Here is an 18101-nt window from a genome sequence, read left to right as displayed (position 1 = left end):
CTTACTTGGCTGAGTAAAGTTCCTTTAATTTTCTCTTTAAAATTTTTCCTACAGCTGTTTTTGGAAGTTCCTCTACGAATGCAACTATACTTGGAACTTTATAAGCCGCTAATCGATCACGACAATATTGAATAAGTTCCTCTTCAGACAATGTAGTGTTCTCCTTTAGTACAACAATCGCTTTCACTGTTTCTCCTCTATACTCATCAGGGATGCCAATGACTGCTGCTTCTAGCACACTTGGATGGCTATAGATCACGTCCTCAATTTCAATTGGATAAACATTAAATCCACTTGCTAAAATCATTTCCTTTTTACGTCCAACAATATAGAAGAATCCATCTGCATCCATCATGGCCAAATCACCTGTGTATAACCAACCATCTCTAATGGTTTGAGCTGTCTCCTCAGGCATATTTAAGTATCCCTTCATAATCTGCGGACCCTTGATCACTAATTCTCCTACTTCACCGATTGGTAAATCCTCTTCTCCTGTTGCAATATCTACTATTTTTGCATCAGTATTCGGAATCGGTATACCGATACTTCCACGCTTTTGAAGGCCTGATATAGGATTTCTATGAGTAACAGGTGAAGCTTCAGATAAACCGTAACCCTCCGCTACTGCGGTTCCACTAATATCATTAAATTGATTGATTACCTCGACTGGTAATGGTGCCGATCCACTCGTACATGTTGTTAAGCAGCTAAGGTCAAACTGATAACTTTTATAATAGGTAAGTAAAGCAATATACATGGTGGGTACACCAGGAAAGGCCGTGGGCTTTGTTTCCTCTATGATCTTTACAACTTGCTCTACTTCAAACTTAGGGACTAGGATCAAGTTCCCTCCATTTAGAAATGTTAAGTTCATGGCACTAGTCATTCCATAGACATGGAATAATGGAGAAATGGTTAGTACACGTTCTTCTCCAAGGCGTGTTTTAATTTGAGCAGTCGCAGCACTTTGTAGCGTATTAGCAACTAAATTGTAGTGTGTTAACATCGCTCCCTTAGAACGTCCTGTAGTTCCTCCCGTATATTGTAGGACAGCTACATCTTCTCTTGGATTAATATCAACAGTCGGCAGTTTTACATCAGGATCCTGAAGGAGTTGATTAAACGTACTTTCCTTTTCAAACGACACGGTAATCGTATTCACTACAGGAGTTTGATCTAAAATGGCTTCAGCAACCGGTAGAAGCTGATCTAGTACAATCAATGCCTTTGCATTAGAGTCATTTAACACATAAAGTAATTCAGAGGATTTATACATCGGGTTAATTTGAACAATAGTCGCACCGCACATTAATGCCGCATAATAGGAAATAGGATATTGCGGACAATTAGGAAGCATGATTGCTACGCTATCCCCTTTTTTCACACCTCGTTTTGCCAATGAACTAGCTACCCGTTGAATGCAATGGTAAAGCTCACCGTAAGTAAACGTCTTTTGATAAAAAGTAACAGCCGTATGGTCCTTAAATTTTTGTACGGATTGTTGAAATAATTGTATTAATGAAATTTCAGGTATTTCAATTTCTAGTGGGTTTCCTTCTACAACATGCTTTAACCAAGGTCTTTCCATTAACCTTCCCCCTTTAGTAAGTTAATTGATATAGATAAAAAAAGGCACAAACTTCTATACCTTATAACAAAGCAAGAAGTGTGCCAAAAATGAAACAAGTGATAAACCTATGAATAAAATTCACAAATCTGTCACTTGATTCAAAATTGAATTAAATTTTTACATTTTTCTAACAATTAATGGTTTGTCTGTTAATTCAATAATGAATTATAAATTCACTAATGAATTATTTTTGGAAGCGCATTCATTTTTTTGCGAAATATTATCCCTTTCCATTCAAGATGATAAGAAAAAAAGTTTAATTATTGAGATAAATTATATTTCTGAAGCTTCCGAACCACTGAAGCTTGGCTTGTTTTTAAATGTTTTGCAATTTCATATGTCGTTCTATACTTAAGCATCGCTCTTTGTAAGGCAGTTTTTTCAGCTAATTCAACGGTTTCCTTTAAAGATTTCTCTTCGGTCATTACAGGAGTTAGATCCTGATTTAGTTTATACTCTTCCGGTAAGTCTTCAACAGTTAATACATCATGTGGGATAGTTAAAATCATACGTTCTAATAAGTTAGAAAGCTCCCGGACATTTCCAGGCCAGCTATAATAATAAAAGAAATTGTGTAGCTCTTTGTCTAAAATCTTGGTGACGTGATATTTCTTATTATAGGATTCAATAAAATAGTGAACTAGAGGTAGAATATCATCTTGTCGATCTTTTAGTGGTGGTACAAATACTGGGACAACATTTAAGCGATAATAAAGGTCCTCTCGAAATTGACCCTTTTTAACCATTTCCTTTAAATCACGATTAGTTGCAGCGATTAAGCGGACATCGATCTTCTTTGATTTTGTTCCTCCGACTCTCATAATCTCTTTCTCTTGAATAGCTCGTAATAGTTTTACTTGTAGATCTAATGGAAGCTCACCAACCTCATCTAAAAACAGCATTCCTTTGTGGGCTAACTCAAACATTCCTGCTTTACCCGTTCGATTTGCACCTGAAAAAGCGCCGGGATCATATCCAAACAACTCAGATTCAAGTAGCTCCTTAGGAATCGCACCACAATTTATTTTGATTAACTGTCCTTCCCTCAATCTCGTGCTAATTCTGTATATATGCCTGGCTAACACATCTTTCCCAACACCTGTTTCACCTAAAATAAGAATGGTCGTATCAAAATTAGCGAGTCTGCCTACCATATTATAAATCTCAATCATTTTATCGCTCTTTAAGACAACATCTTGGTCAGGGCCTGTAAAGGTTTTTAATCTATTTAACTCTTCTTTATATTGTTCATTTAATTGTTGAACCTTTAATAATTCTTTATTAACCTGATTTAATTCTGATAAGTCTCGGATATTGGTAACAATCTTTTCAATTTCACCATCTTCATTAAAGATCGGATTACCTGTCATTAATGTTTCCTTCTGATTAAAATTCTTTTGAACGACCGAAACAGTTTGTTTTTGTTCAATGACCTTAAGTGTTACAGATTCCTCAAGGATCCCTCTTTTAATTAAGTGATTAATGTTCTTACCTATATAATAATGCTTAGGAATTCCAGTAAGGCGTTCAATGGCAGAATTTGTTCTTAACGTGTTACCAAACTTATCGGTAATATAAATCCCATCATAGGAGCTTTCAATGATTGCATCTAGCTCTCGATTTGATTTATCTAGTTCCTTTACCCGCTCTTCAAGATGAGACAAATACTGACCGTGGTTAACGACGTATATTCTATAATGTAGATTGCTAGTGAAACAGTCTTTACAAAAGAACATATACGAAGACTCATCTTTTTTAGCTAAAATAATATGATCTTCCTTTTCATCCCAATAATCAAAAGCATCCTTCAACAATTCGTTTATAGATAGGTGCTCTGACAAACTTTCATCATCGTTAATCTGATAAGAAACAATCACACCTGTTTCCGTTGTCACTATATAATCAAACAAGCCCAGGTCCAGTTTTTCACTGATCATCTTAATCACCCTTTTCATCAATAAAAGCAAGTAATGAATAAATAGTACGAATGACAGGAACCTCAACACCTAGCGCTTGACCCTTTTTAACAAAAAAGCCACATAGAGATTCTATTTCCATTGGTTTTCCTTTTATTCGATCCTGTAACATGGATGTTTTATGCCCCCGAACCGAACCAGCATCCTTAAAAATTCTACTCTTCATATCCTCAGGTAACGGTATGCCAGATTTGTCCGCTATTTTCATTGCTTCATCTAGCACATGATTAGCTACATGACTGAGATGTTCATGATCGAGAATCTCGCCAACTGTTGTTTTGGAAACTGCTGACAATGGATTAAATGTCACGTTCCAAAGAAGCTTTTCCCACTTTTTCTTCAGGATGTGATCCGTTACAATCGCATTTCCTGCTGATTTATTGAGTGTAAGAGCTAAAGCTTCAACAAGTTCCTCCTGTGATTGATGTAAGGCACCGATGAATACCGCATGATTTCCTTGTTGGATAACATGTCCTGGTTCTCTTACTTGGGAAGAAATATAGGCTGATCCTGACAATACTCTCTCGATACCAAGACTATTAATTAGTACTTCTTCATTATCAACACCATTTTGCAAAGTAAGGATGCGTGCATTCCCTTTATTAAAAAAGTGACTGATTTTTTCTAGTGTCGATTTGGTTTCTGTAGATTTTACCGTTAATAAAACGAGGTCGGCTCTTTCAATTTCGTTATATTTATCAGTAAATGTAGCTCGAATACTTAATTCACCTTGTTGAGTAGATAGTTTCAAGCCTTGTTGTTGCATGGCTAACAGATGCTCTCCTCTTGCAATAAAGGTAACCTCTTCTCCTCCTATATGTAAAAGCCCTCCATAAAATCCACCAACTGCTCCTGTTCCGACAACTACAATCTTCATAGAAACCCCCTTACTTGAAGTCTTATTATGAGAATAGTTTTAATTTTCTTAGTATATATATTCGGCAATGGATCGTTTTTTCCTGCAAAAAAAAGAGGTAGGAGCTTTTCTCCTACCAGCATACAAATTATGAGTTTAAGAATGTAAATTGATCATCTTCTTTTAAAGAAAGAATGAAATGTTTTAAAACATCTTTAGTAGCTTCTAAGTCCTTTAGTGAAATAACCTCAACTGCTGAATGTGTGTATCTGGATGGAATCGACAGGACACCAGTTGGAATTCCACTATTGGCAAGATGGATGGCTCCTCCATCTGTACCGATACCCGGGAAGATTTCGTATTGGAAATCAACTCCATTTGATTCAGCCACTTCGACCAATCTTTCTTTAATGGCAGGGTGTGCAACTAGACTAAAGTCCATTACCTTAATTCCTGTTCCTTTACCGATTTGGATAATATCATCTTGAACAGGTTCAGGTGTATCACTAGCTGCAGTGGTATCTACAGCAACTGCAAGGTCCGCTTCAACAGATTCAATAGCAATCTTTGCACCTCTTAGTCCAATTTCCTCTTGGACGGCAAAAATAGCAATAACCTCGCCTGTAAACTGGTCCAATTCTTCTAGTGTCTGTAAAATGACCGCACAACCGGCACGATCATCAAACCCTTTTCCTACGACCTTCCCTGTCCGCTCGTCACCTAAAAAATCAAAACTTGGTGCCCAAGTAATCGGGTCTCCTAGTTTCACACCTAATTCTTCTGCATCCTGCTTTGATTCGGCACCAATATCTATGTATGATTCTCTTAATTTCTTAATTCTGCTATCCTGTTCAAACTTTTTATAATGGGCGGAAATAGTGCCAACAACCCCTGTTAAAAAACCTGTTTTTGTGCGAACTTGTACCTTTTGAGCTGGTAAAACTCGCTCATCATGACCACCCAATTGCTCAAATCTTAGTAAGCCATTTTCATCAATTTTTCTAACAATAAATCCTACCTCATCCATATGTGCCGTAATGACCACTTTAGGACCGGCAGTCTTTCCTTTTTTTCTGGCAATAATATTTCCATGACTATCAACTCGAACATCATCAACTTTGTTTTTAAGCTTTTCAAGGATAAACTGAACAACCGGCTGTTCAAAGCCAGACGGTCCGTGTATCGCTGCTAATTCTTTTACAAGTTGTTTCATCGTATCTTCCACCTTTACTTTAATACTGTAACCCGTTAAACTACCTTTTGTTAAGAATACCTTATTCCAAAACCTTTCGTCAATCGAAATAAGTACTAATAAGGCTTGGACATCACTACATATATCATTCTCATGTAACTGCGTTTTTTATTTCTTATTAAAGTAATAAACGGTTTAGCGTTTATTCTCGATGTTGTATTGGGTGTAAGCAGAACAAACCATATTGTAACAGGCGGAGGTCTCGGTAAAGACCCAAATATTACTTTTAAATCAAAAATACTTACTATAAAAGGGAGCAACACCAATTTGTGTTTCTTTCAAACTCTTGCACCTGTTAAATACTATTTACAATAAGCGTATCTAGAAAGAATCCAAATGAAAACCCTAGTATTATAATAAAAGCCCCTACCCAAATAGGAACTTCCTTTTCAGCAAGTCCAGATTTCTCTAATATCCACATTACTGGGATAAAAAGTATTATACCTATGATATACTTCCAGAATCCTAATTCTAAAGTATCAAAAAAATTCAATCCTGAAATAAATATAAATATTACACATAAATATAACGGATTCCTCAGTCTCACAGGTAGTTCTAGTCTCACTTTACATTCCCCTTTCTATAACTTTGCTAAATACTTGTTGATGTGTCATCATATTCAACAATCGTTCTTTAACTCTATCTACAAAACATAAGTTGAACACCTATGCTTCTGACATTTTAACCTTCTTCCATTGTGAATACATTTCAAAAAGTGAAAACAAAAAGACGATCCATAGAAAACCATTATCAAAGGATAAACCAGAAGATGATTGCCCACCTAAAATTGTAAATAGCCCCATTAGGAAAAAGATATAGATGGTCATGAAAACTTGCCATTTTAGTATCTCTTTATTATTTGTTTCTCTGTACTTCTTGAATATAAGACTAAACAAGAAAAGTCCTAATATAAGTGAAATAAGCAAACCATTTGGGATATGGTTCGCAAGTGGAATGTTGGGGAAATAGTTATAAGCAAATAAGATTGTAAAAGCCAAAATATAAATGAATTCCAGTGGTCCTAAAAATTTCATAACATAACCTCTTTTATTAAGTTTTATATTAAACAACTAATTAAATAACAACAAAGTAAACAATAGTAGCTTCCTCTTATTTCAAGATTATTCATTGTTAAGAATTCACCAAACTATTTTTATATCATTCCAATTATAATAATAATAGAAAATAAACCAATAACGATCCACACGCTAAGATGTTTATTAATTCGTTTATCTAGAAATTTATAATGTAATTCCAGCTTTCTAACTAAAAAATGTACTGTAATAAGAAGCAGTATGAAAATCAAAAATCGTTGCCATACATAATCTAATAGCGGTTCAATAGAATAAAAATAAACTCCGAAAGTTATGAATAAAATAACCAAGGATAATAAGGTAGAAATCCTCATATAATACCACTTCCTTCTTGCTTGCCATTGTTAAACAAAAACACCTATCACAATTTTTTAATCTATTTACCTTTTATTAAAAGTAAAGCTGTGTTAAGGTACAGTGTTGATTTTTAGCAGAGTTGATTGAAGTGGAAGGACGCGAGACTCCTGTGGGAGAAGCGTGGTGAAGGAGACCCCGCAGGCGGTAACGCCGAGGAGGCTCCCGAACCCGCCCACGGAAAGCGAGTGTCCTGGAACGGAAATCAACAACAAACTTTAACAGAGCCAAAAGTAAAGACAAATTCATTATCCTTTAGTTGAAAAATCATATCATAATCTTTAATTGAATTTTACCATAAGATGCTATTACCGACTGAATTTTCTTAAAACACACTAATGTTACAATTTACATAACAAGTAAAATAGCACCCTTAATCACATGAGGACAAAATCCATTGTCCAGATGTTAATTGGGGTGCTATTAACTATAGTATTTTAGTGTTGTTTTCTTATAAAAAATTTCCCTCTAAAAGGTACACTGACTCATGGATAGCCTCTAAAAGCTCGTTAACAGTTTACAAATGATTGAATACGAATTCCTTCAAGATCTGGACTTAAGGTCGTAATCGTTGATGTAATACCGTGTTCTAATAGAACATTATGCATGTAATCTGCTAATCTTTGATCTTCTTTGTCGGTAAGGGCGATAATCGTAGGACCAGCCCCACTTAAAGCAATTCCTAACGCACCATGCTTTTCTGAGTTTTCTAATAACACATCCATACCAGGTATTAGACTAGTTCTATACGGTTGATGAATACGATCCTTCATTGCTTCGTACAAAACAGAGGTGTTTCCACTAACAAGAGCACTGGCTAAAAGGGCTGAATGACCGATGGCATGAACGGTATCTGCTTTAGAATAGGAGCTCGGTAGCACATCTCTTGCAAGCTTCGTTGAAAGCTCAAAATGAGGGATTGCCACAATCGCCTTCATATTTTCAGGAGGAAGAACTCGGATATAAGATACCCTGGTTTGATCCCATGTCGCGATTACGATTCCTCCCAACAGCGATGCACCCACATTATCAGGGTGGCCTTCAAGTTCGGTTGTGAAATGGTATAACTCATCAGCCGTAAAAGGCTCTCCCGCTATGACGTTGGCAGCTGTTACAGCCCCTACTATAGCTGCTGCACTACTGCCTAATCCTCGGGTTAACGGAATTTCACTTTCAATTTCAATTTCAATTTCTGGGCAATGAAACTGTGCTTTTTGAAAAATTTGCTGTGCAACTTTATAAATAAGATTATCTTTATTGGCAGCAATCCCTTCTAAATTATCCCCTTTTAATAGGATAGAAGTCGTTGAAGCCTTTTTCATTTTAATGGTCGTATAAAGCTGAAAAGCCATCCCTACACAATCAAAGCCCGAACCTAAATTTGCAGTGCTACCAGGTACCCTTACGACTACATCATACTTTTCCATAAAGCTCACCAGAGTATTGCTCAATGATTTCGAGTACAGATTGATAGTTACTATCCACTTTGACTGGTTCTGAAGCAACCTTCTGAATTGCAGAGTTTGGATCCTTTAAGCCATTACCTGTTAACACACAAACCACCTTTTTACCCGCTTCCAGCTGTTTGTTCTTTCTTAACTTAATAATCCCTGCGAAAGAAGCAGCCGATGCTGGTTCAGCAAAAATCCCTTCTGTAGATGCTAATAAATGATAGGCATCCAAAATTTCTTCATCTGTTACTTCATCAATTAAACCATTAGAAGATTGGATTGCGTTAGTAGCTAAATTCCAGCTCGCAGGATTACCAATTCTAATAGCTGTTGCTATCGTTTCTGGGTTAGTTACTACCTCACCTCGAACGATCGGAGCTGCTCCTGCTGCTTGGAAGCCATACATACTTGGAAGTGCTTGTATCTTCCCGTGTTTCTCATATTCAACAAAGCCCTTCCAATAGGCTGATATATTACCAGCATTTCCAACTGGGATTGCTAATATTTCAGGGGCTTCTCCTAATTCATCACATATTTCAAATGCAGCTGTTTTTTGTCCCTCTAGGCGATAAGGATTTAATGAATTCACTAAGGTAATTGGTTGTGTAGATGTAATTTCTTTCACTATGGAAAGAGCTTCATCAAAATTACCCTTAATAGCAATAATTTTTGCTCCGTATATCATGGCTTGTGCTAACTTACCGAGTGCAATATTCCCATCAGGTATGAGTACGAAACAGTTTAGATTTGCTCTTGCAGCATAAGCGGCTGCTGCTGCAGATGTATTCCCAGTAGAAGCACACATGATGGTGTGACTACCTTCCTCCATTGCTTTTGCTACTGCCATTACCATTCCACGGTCCTTAAAAGAACCTGTTGGATTTAGTCCTTCATATTTAAAATATAATTCCACTCCAAGCTTTTCAGAAAGTCTCGGAGCGAATAATAATGGAGTGTTTCCCTCATGAAGGCTCAAAAGAGGAGTTTGATCCGTTACCGGTAAAAACTCCCTATATCTACTAATAATTCCTGACACTTTACTCACCGCCTTCTACACGATAAAAGCTTTTAATTTCATTTACATAGTCAGATTCTTTAAGTTGCTTTAATACATCTTGAATGCTCTTCTTAGAAGAAGTGTGAGTAACCATAATTAATTCAGCCTTGCTACCACTATTATACGGCTGTTGCATAACCTGCTCTAAGCTCACAACATGATCTGCCATTGTTTTCGTTACTTGTGAAAGGACTCCACTTTTATCTTCCACTATAAATCTGATAAAGTACTTAGCTACAATCTCCTCATCCGTTTTAAGCTTTTTCTCTTTATAAGGAGCGACCATTCCTCTACCGTTTACACCAAGTTTCATGTTTTTAACCACAGTAACTAAATCGGAGACAACCGCAGTTGCAGTAGGTAATTCACCAGCACCTGGTCCGTAAAACATCGTTTCACCGACTGCTTCACCATAAACATAAACTGCATTGAAGACTCCATTTACAGAAGCTAATGGATGAGCTTTCTTAACAAAAGTAGGTTCCACACTGACCTCAATCAACTCATCATTTTGCTGTGCGATTCCAATTAATTTCATAACATAGCCTAGTTTCTTTCCATATTCAATATCTTCAATTGTTACGCCTGTAATCCCCTTACATGACACATCCTCAAGATTCATACCTGCATGAAAACCTAACGTACTTAAAATAGACATTTTTCTTGCAGCATCGAGTCCACCAACATCCGAAGTCGGATCTGCTTCAGCATAGCCTAATTCTTGTGCTTCTTTTAACACATCATCATAGGAAGCACCTTCTTGACTCATTTTTGTTAAAATATAGTTAGTAGTTCCGTTCACAATTCCCATCATTTTAGTGATGCGATCTGACGAAAAACCCTCTACCAGAGCACGAAGGATGGGAATCCCACCAGCCACACTTGCTTCATAAAATACATCACATTCTTTTTCAACAGCTTTTTTTAGTATTTCTGTTCCGTGTAGTGCCATTAAGTCCTTATTAGCTGTCACAACATGCTTTCCTTGTTCTAAAGCTTCTAAAATATATTCTAAGGTTGGTTCTATGCCACCCATTACTTCAACAATCACATCAATTTCCGGATCATGTAAAAGACTATATGGATCGGTCGTCATCACATCCGGATTAACATTGATACTTCTTTCTTTTCCGCGATTTTGAACAAGAACTTTAGCGACTTCAATTTGCAGTCCAGTTTGCTGTGAGAGGTCGTTTTGATGACCCTCAACTAAACGAATGACTCCTGTTCCTACTGTACCTAATCCCATCAAGCCTACTTTTACTTTTTTGTCATTCATAACTTTCACCTCTCCGTTTTGAGTTTTAGCCTTGTCCAACCACGATCACCCTTTTAACCCCATCGATATTCTGCAATTCATCCAAAAACTCTGATGTAGGTATATTCAGTAAGGCGGTATCAACTGAAAGAACTACGTTTGCTATCCCTTGCAAGGGAATACTTTGGTTGATCGTTAATACATTTCCACCTTTATCAGCTACAAATCGGAGCACTTGAGAGAGAACTCCAGATTTATGCTCTAAGGTAAACGAAACAGTCACAATTTGTTGGTATGTAGCCGCATTAAAAGGAAAAATCTTATCCTTGTACTTATAATAGGCACTTCTACTTAAGCCAACTCGTTCAACTGCTTGATTAATCGTCTCAACCTCACCTGATTCAAACAGCTTTTTAGCTTCAATTGTTTTATAAATTGATTCGGGTAAAATATCACTGTGAATGAGATAAAACTTTTCTGTGTTCATTTAGTCCTCCGTATATGAACATTTGTTTTCCTGATATGGACATTATAGAGTAGAAAAATATCTTTTACAACCCCTTTTCTAAAAGAAAAATATTCATTTTGTTTCTTTTACCATTATCTTTCATACAAAGACGACTATTCATGCAAAATAACACTGGATTATGCGTCCATGATAGATACATACTAAAAAAGACCTGCTCAATAGTTAATTTTTTGTACATGAGGGTACATAAAACATATCCGTGCAGAATCAAGGTGGTAAAATCTTAACAATACATCCTTTTACTCCCCTTTAATACAAGGCCACTCATCCAAAAGGATCCCATGAACAGAACCAAACTATTTATTACAAGGAAGTGTTAAGTTTGACTAAAAAGATTTCGCTTATTTTAATTATTGTAGGTCTCATTGGCCTGACTCCATTTCTAGCAAGTGCGCATGTTAAATGGTTCACTGAATTAGACCCCACAAAGGAAACAATTGAGAATATATTATCGCCTTTGTTTCTTGGGGTTTCCCTACTTGCTGCAATAGTCTTAGCGATCTTACCACAGGTATTACCCCACATTATGAATTGGAAATATTCCATGCTTCTTGACAAGAAATTATCAGGGTTACGAAGGTACTCTCGTTATATCTTAAAGTATGGAACGGCTCTAGCTTTAGTTATACAGGTTGTAAATGGGACTGTTTTCGCACCGGAGTTTTTAATTGATGAAGCTTTTATAGTAATTCTGGTCTGGGTAGCAATTGCCTTACTTTTAATCCCACACCATATCTCCACGAAAGCTGCAGCAATCGTCTTATTAGGGTTATTTATTTATATGACGATTGATGTTGGTATTTTTCACATGTTGGATTACGGTTTTTATGTAGCCATTATCGGGGTGTTGTTAGTAGGGCGTACTAAATACGAATCAATTGGATTTCCATTTTTATATTTGGGGACAGGATTATCTCTCTGCTGGGTAGCAGTAGAAAAATGGGTATATCCAGCTATGTCTCTAGATATTGTAGTGAATCACCAAGTCCCAACTTTCGGTTTTGATCCTGGTGTCTTTATCGTCCTAGCTGCTTTTGTCGAATTCATCGTTGGATATTTACTAGTTGTAGGAATTTTAAACCGTTTATTAGCCCTAGTAGTCACCGTTATTTTCGTATTAACGACAATGCTGTTTGGAATAACAGAAATTATTGGTCACTTTATGATTCACATCATCTTGATTATCTTTATTATCGAAGGAGTATCATTCTATAATCCTCCCTTTAAAATGCATAAAACCACGCTGGACCAAATGATTTTCGTCTTCCTAAACTTTATTTTTGTACTTTCTACTTTTGTGTTGATTTATTACCGCTTTGCGTAAAACACACCCTAAAAAAAGGAGTAGATACGGTAGTCAACCTACCATATCTACTCCTTTTTATGTTTATTTCTGCTCCGTACCCGGAATCATACAGCCTTCCGGACCGCAATCTAGTCCCTGTAGCTTGCTTTCTTCTTCCTTTTCTGCTTTTAACTGCTCTTGTTGCCAATCAATATCTATCGTTGGGGTAAACTTTTCTGGATGTCTGATATACCATCTTTGCTTTCGAATCAGGAAGTTATCTGGATCTAATCGTAATGCCGCGTCTAACTCATGAAGAGCTTCAAGTTTCTTTCCAGTTTTAGAATATTCCATCCCTAGTTTAAATCTAGTTTGAGCCAGCTGTAATTCTAAACCAAGTAACGTATTTTTCGGTTCATAATAATGATCATCAAGATCCACTTTTTCGACTTCACCTCGAATGAGCTTTTCTACTGCTTCTGTATGTTCTGCCTCAGTAACTCGAAAGCCTTGCTTTAGTAAACGGATTGTACCTTCTTCGTCCAAGAAAATACCATTAGGTACGATTTTAAAGCCAAATATGTTGGCTAGTTTGTTTTCTGTATCGACTACAGTTGTAAACGTTGTTCCATTTGTATAAGACTTAGCAACCTCGGCTCCTTGGATATCAACAGAAACAGATAATATCTCAAAGTTTTCATTCTTATATTTTTCATAAAATTCCTGCCAAACTGGCAGTTGCTCACGACATCTTCACCAGGAAGCCCACATGAAAATTAATGTTTTTTTCCCACGGTATTCTGTAATAGATACTTCTTTTCCATGAAGATCCATAAGCGTAAAATCTTCAATTTTAGATAAAAGCACACATATCCCTCCTTATTTTATATATTCAGTTTACAAAGTCTGTGAACTTTTAACAAATGATTTAACTTATTTTAAAGCATTAAGAATACATATCTACAATTGCTAAACTTAGTGTCTTATCGGCGACTTTCACATTTATATCAGCGACTTTTGCCTAGATATCGGCCACTTAGTTCATATTATCAGCGACCTTTTCATTTTATCAGCGAAAATACTGTTTATATCGGCATCTACCCCCACTTGAAGCACTCACTTAAAGGGTAGTAGCAAGGTTAAATAGTTTAAATGAGAAAAATAAACTGATACTATAAACAAAGGAAAGACTGCTGAATACATATCATATAATGAAAGAAGCTGATAGAATATGTCAAAACTTCTAAAAGATATACCCATTTCAGTATTGGATTTATCTCCAATAGTCGAAGGTAGTTCGCCTTCTGTATCATTAAAGAATACACTTAGTCTCGCACAAAGCAGTGAAAAATGGGGTTATACACGCTTTTGGTTGGCAGAGCATCATAATATGCCTGGAATTGCTAGTTCTGCAACTTCAGTTGTAATTGGGCACGTGGCTGCTGGAACCTCCAAAATCCGAGTAGGGTCCGGTGGAATCATGCTTCCTAACCATGCACCATTAGTCATTGCAGAACAATTTGGAACGCTGGAATCCCTATTTCCTGGAAGAATTGATCTCGGCCTAGGACGTGCACCTGGTACCGATCAACTTACACTTCAAGCTCTTAGACGTGATCCAAGAAGAGATGGTCAAGATTTCCCTGAACAGCTAGCCGAGCTTCGAGCTTATTTTGATCCATCATTAGCAACGGGTGGGATGCATGTTAGAGCTATTCCTGGTGAAGGTTTAAACATTCCAATTTGGTTACTTGGCTCTAGTGGTTTTAGTGCACAGTTAGCAGGAGAACTTGGACTTCCGTTTGCATTTGCAAGTCATTTTGCTCCCCAAAATACAGTTGGGGCACTTAATCTTTATCGTACTTACTTTAAACCTTCATCAGTATTAGATGAGCCTTATGCCATGGTAGGCGTGAATGTTGTGGCAGCCGATACAAATGAAGAAGCGCTTAAGCTTGCTACTTCTATGCAACAGTCATTCTTAAAGTTAATTCGCAATAAGCCTGGCCAATTACCACCACCAGTTGACGATGTTTATGAGCTTTGTAGTGAGCATGAAAGAACTGCTCTACAAGAGAGACTAGAATCTTCTATTGTTGGAGATCCTCATACCGTTAAAAATCAACTTCAAGCATTCTTAAATAAAACTCAAGCAAATGAAATAATGGTAAATGGAATGATTTTTGATCATGAGGCTCGGTTACGCTCCTATGAAATTGTTGCAGAGGTTGCTAAGCAGGACTAATTAACATTAATGTAAAAAGGCAATGGATTTTTGGTCCACTGCCTTTTTCTATGATAAGAATTACTTTATTTAGATAAGTAAGCAATCCCATCTGGGTGAATTCCTGCTTTAATACGTCCAATTTCTTTAAGCTCGTTCATATCAATAATTGAAATGTCATTTGTTTTATTATTGGCTACGTAAGCTAAAGTCCCCTCAGGATTAAATACAACTCCACCTGGCCAAACACCAACACGAATCCTTTTAATTTCCCACGGTCTAACCATATCCTTCAGCTTATGCTCTGTTTCAATGATTGATAAATCCCCTGATTCCCGATTAGGTATTAACACATATTTTGCATCAGGTGAAAAAACCAATCTTACAGGTACTGCCCCTATTCTTCTTTTATGAGTAACCGTATATGTCTCAAGATCCATGACATACAGTGTATGATCATCTTGATTTGCGACATATATTTCTCGGTTATTTGGATGAACCGCAACACCTTCTGGCCCTTTACCTACAGGGAAATGATTAATAACCTCTTCCTTATTCACATCAATTACAGTAATATTATCGCTTCCGATGTTCGGAACATAAACCTTTTGTCCATCTGGTGAAAAGCTAATCATGTGAGAATACTTTTGAAAGGTTGGAAATACATTTGTAATCTCATCTGTTTCAGTATCAATGATAAAAATCTTTTCACTATATGTAGAGGCTAAGTAAAGCTTTTTTCCGTCCTTTGTTAACCCTAGACCATGAGGAAAATTAAAGTCAGGATGCTCAATTACTTTCGTCACTTCAAACGTTTCATTATCTATGATATTAATTTTATTTCCAAGTGAACACGCAACATACGTTTTTTTCTGGTCTAATGACACGACAACCTCATGAGGATTATAGTCAGTTTCAATTGTTTTTACAATTTCCTTTGAAGCTACATCAATCACCGATACCGTATCTTCATCTTTATTTAGGACAATTAAGTATTCTGCCATAATAACAAATCTCCCTTTTTGAAAGTATACTTCCATCATAAACTATATTTTCAATGTTTCAACTATTATGGATTGATCCTCTACTCGTCACCATACTTTATTCGATAAATTTTAGTCATCGCTTGTACACGGTCGGTAACATTCAATTTCTTATAGATATTGGTAATATGGTTTTTTACAGTATGAACACTAATACTTAAATAGCTACCTACCTCTTGATTATTTAATCCCTCTAAAATTAAATGAAGAATCTCTTTTTCCCGAGAGGTTAATGCTAATTGATTAATTACACTTTCTATATCAATCATGTTTTCAATATCTACTACGTCTAGATTTACTTTAGAATGATGTTCTTCTACCAATAGATTTTCAGTGTCGAATTCTTTCAGTAGTACTGAGATTGGCTGTTCTTGTTTAGAAGAAGGTTCAGTAAACTTCTTAGTAAATAAGGCGACCAATAGGTCAAAAAGCATAAGAGTAATCGTTGTATCATGCTCCTCCAAATCGTTAAGCACTACCGATAACACACCTGTGTCTTGATATAAAGACAGTGAATAGTGGGATATAATTTGATTATTACTGATATCCCTACGTTTAATGAGTTCCCCTGAACTTAGTAACTTATTGTGTTGAGCTTGAACCCTTTCATCTGTTTTTCCACGACTTAAGTATTCACCACTATTAAAAGTAAAGCAGCAAAATTCAATCAAACGCGTCTTTTTACTAAAATCTAGTAGTTTTAAAATAATGGATTTCGCGTTATTTGTATGTAAAGAGGAATGAAGTAAGTCAAAGAAGGCTTCATATGTATACTCTCTTTCCCTACTTTTACGCTCATTGACCCAATATTGTTGCTTCTCCTTGATATAAAAAATAAGATATTCAATAATTTCTATTAACTCTTGAGAAATCTCCTGGTCTCCGGAGGTTCCTCCAAAATATATTTCATCGATGATTTCTCCATTTTGTACCGGCAGGCTAAAGAAGTTTACAGGTCTAACTCCATATTGATGAAAACATGAAAAACGAGGAGAATCTTTAATATTTGTATAAATCTGACCTTTTCCAAATACAGCAGCTTGGCCTAAAACACCTTCTCCAACATGAAACATTCTTCCCTCTAATTCTTCCGTTTGTTTTCCCAATATACTTTTAATCTCAAACATTTCCTCAGTATTTTTACAGGCAACCCCGATGAAATCGATTTTATTAGTTTTAATTAAATTACTGAATATCGTATTAACATAAGACTCATGTCCTTCAAGTTCGTATTTTTGTTTGCTGATAAGAGAAAAAACATCGACAAGCCGAGATTGATTCGTCTCTAATGATTCTTTTTCTGAATAGCATGAAATGAGACTCATTAATGTTGCCATTTTTTTAAAAATTGTATCTTTTTGGTCTGGATTTAAAATTGGAATTAAAGAGTCTTCAAAATAATTCATTTCATTTTGTTGTTCAACAAAAGGACCACTTATTATATAGTGCGGCTTTTTATTATGTTTGAATATAGGGGATAATGCAAAGTTCAAATTAGCAAACTGTTCCTTCATAGGAGTTATGATCGTAGGTCTATTGATTCGCTTTCCCACAGAAAGTAAATCAACTAATATTTGCGATGATTTAATTATTTCAAGTGTTTGAATTTCAATATGGTCAGCAATTTCAGCAATCCCGTCTTCGGTAATAACCATAAGCGGAACCGGCAAAAAATCAGAGTATGTCTCGGTTAAATCTATTACAATGTCCATTTCTTTGCATCCTTCCAATCACATCTAGCTTGTTATCTTAGTTTACCGAAACGAAAGAGTTTCTACCCTTTTTTAAGGACTCTTTTCTAAAAATTTGTTGCTTTCGTGACATTTAGTTTGGTGTACAGACAAGTTTTAAAAGCAAATTAAGTATTAACTAGAAAAGAACATCTTAATTTTAAGTAATCTATAAGAAACAGCCTTTTTAATAAGGCTGTGTTAAAGTACAGAGTTGATTGAAGTGGAAGGACGCGAGACTCCTGCGGGAGAAGCGTGGTGAAGGAGACCCCACAGGCGAGAAGCGCCGAGGAGGCTCCCGAACCCGCCCGCGGAAAGCGAGTGTCCTGGAACGAAAATCAACAACAAACGATAACAGAGCC

General features: G+C 36.3%; 16 protein-coding genes and 1 pseudogene. 2 read left to right on the top strand and 15 right to left on the bottom strand.

Annotation, left to right across the window (positions count from 1 at the left end):
• Position 1: 1 nt before the first annotated feature.
• From M1D60_RS10995 to M1D60_RS10950, 10 genes are all read right to left on the bottom strand, one after another.
• A complete protein-coding gene (locus M1D60_RS10995) occupies positions 2–1588 on the bottom strand; it encodes a long-chain-fatty-acid--CoA ligase (protein WP_456279191.1) in 1587 nt (528 codons plus the stop codon).
• 302 nt (positions 1589–1890) lie between these two features.
• On the bottom strand, positions 1891–3567 hold the full coding sequence (locus tag M1D60_RS10990) for a sigma-54 interaction domain-containing protein (RefSeq protein WP_456279190.1): 1677 nt from the start codon (positions 3565–3567) through the stop codon (positions 1891–1893).
• Between the two features lies 1 nt (position 3568).
• Entirely contained in the window at positions 3569–4483 is a 915-nt protein-coding gene (locus tag M1D60_RS10985; RefSeq protein ID WP_456279189.1) for a ketopantoate reductase family protein, read from the bottom strand.
• Positions 4484–4610: 127 nt separating this feature from the next.
• Positions 4611–5675, bottom strand: coding sequence for a M42 family metallopeptidase (locus M1D60_RS10980; protein WP_456279188.1), 1065 nt, complete (start codon positions 5673–5675; stop codon positions 4611–4613).
• A gap of 334 nt (positions 5676–6009) precedes the next feature.
• Positions 6010–6279 (bottom strand): hypothetical protein, encoded by a 270-nt coding sequence (locus M1D60_RS10975; protein ID WP_456279187.1) that lies wholly within the window; start codon positions 6277–6279, stop codon positions 6010–6012.
• A gap of 100 nt (positions 6280–6379) precedes the next feature.
• Positions 6380–6748 (bottom strand): hypothetical protein, encoded by a 369-nt coding sequence (locus M1D60_RS10970; RefSeq protein WP_456279186.1) that lies wholly within the window; start codon positions 6746–6748, stop codon positions 6380–6382.
• 923 nt (positions 6749–7671) lie between these two features.
• Positions 7672–8589, bottom strand: a complete 918-nt coding sequence (gene thrB, locus M1D60_RS10965; RefSeq protein WP_456279185.1) for a homoserine kinase — start codon at positions 8587–8589, stop codon at positions 7672–7674.
• Positions 8576–9649 (bottom strand): threonine synthase, encoded by a 1074-nt coding sequence (thrC, locus tag M1D60_RS10960; protein WP_456279184.1) that lies wholly within the window; start codon positions 9647–9649, stop codon positions 8576–8578. The genes thrB and thrC overlap by 14 nt, the downstream gene beginning before the upstream one ends.
• 1 nt (position 9650) lies before the next feature.
• Positions 9651–10949 carry a homoserine dehydrogenase gene (locus tag M1D60_RS10955; protein WP_456279416.1) on the bottom strand — a complete coding sequence of 433 codons (1299 nt, stop codon included), beginning with the start codon at positions 10947–10949 and terminating at the stop codon, positions 9651–9653.
• Positions 10950–10974: 25 nt separating this feature from the next.
• A complete protein-coding gene (locus M1D60_RS10950; protein ID WP_456279183.1) occupies positions 10975–11415 on the bottom strand; it encodes an ACT domain-containing protein in 441 nt (146 codons plus the stop codon).
• Positions 11416–11770: 355 nt separating this feature from the next.
• Here M1D60_RS10950 and M1D60_RS10945 point away from each other — a divergent pair, with 355 nt between their 5' ends.
• Entirely contained in the window at positions 11771–12781 is a 1011-nt protein-coding gene (locus M1D60_RS10945) for a DoxX family membrane protein (RefSeq protein ID WP_456279182.1), read from the top strand.
• Between the two features lie 63 nt (positions 12782–12844).
• Here the strand turns inward: M1D60_RS10945 and M1D60_RS10940 are convergent, their stop codons facing one another.
• The 3 genes and pseudogenes from M1D60_RS10940 to M1D60_RS10930 all read right to left on the bottom strand — a co-directional run bounded on the left by M1D60_RS10940 (position 12845) and on the right by M1D60_RS10930 (position 13609).
• Positions 12845–13288, bottom strand: coding sequence for a thioredoxin family protein (locus M1D60_RS10940; protein WP_456279181.1), 444 nt, complete (start codon positions 13286–13288; stop codon positions 12845–12847).
• A 36-nt stretch (positions 13289–13324) separates the two neighbouring features.
• Positions 13325–13480, bottom strand: a pseudogene (locus tag M1D60_RS10935) (thioredoxin family protein); the annotation flags it as partial.
• Between the two features lie 15 nt (positions 13481–13495).
• Positions 13496–13609, bottom strand: a complete 114-nt coding sequence (locus M1D60_RS10930) for a peroxiredoxin family protein (protein WP_456279180.1) — start codon at positions 13607–13609, stop codon at positions 13496–13498.
• Between the two features lie 364 nt (positions 13610–13973).
• Here M1D60_RS10930 and M1D60_RS10925 point away from each other — a divergent pair, with 364 nt between their 5' ends.
• Complete coding sequence (locus tag M1D60_RS10925) at positions 13974–14987, top strand: LLM class flavin-dependent oxidoreductase (protein ID WP_456279179.1); 1014 nt, start codon at positions 13974–13976, stop codon at positions 14985–14987.
• 65 nt (positions 14988–15052) lie between these two features.
• Here M1D60_RS10925 and M1D60_RS10920 read toward each other — a convergent pair whose 3' ends face one another.
• Both M1D60_RS10920 and M1D60_RS10915 read right to left on the bottom strand, forming a co-directional pair.
• A complete protein-coding gene (locus M1D60_RS10920) occupies positions 15053–15970 on the bottom strand; it encodes a beta-propeller fold lactonase family protein (protein WP_456279178.1) in 918 nt (305 codons plus the stop codon).
• 80 nt (positions 15971–16050) lie between these two features.
• A complete protein-coding gene (locus M1D60_RS10915; RefSeq protein ID WP_456279177.1) occupies positions 16051–17721 on the bottom strand; it encodes a response regulator transcription factor in 1671 nt (556 codons plus the stop codon).
• Between the last annotated feature and the right edge of the window lie 380 nt (positions 17722–18101).

Source organism: Bacillus sp. AK128 (assembly GCF_053903075.1).
This window is presented reverse-complemented; position numbering and strand designations above follow the sequence as displayed.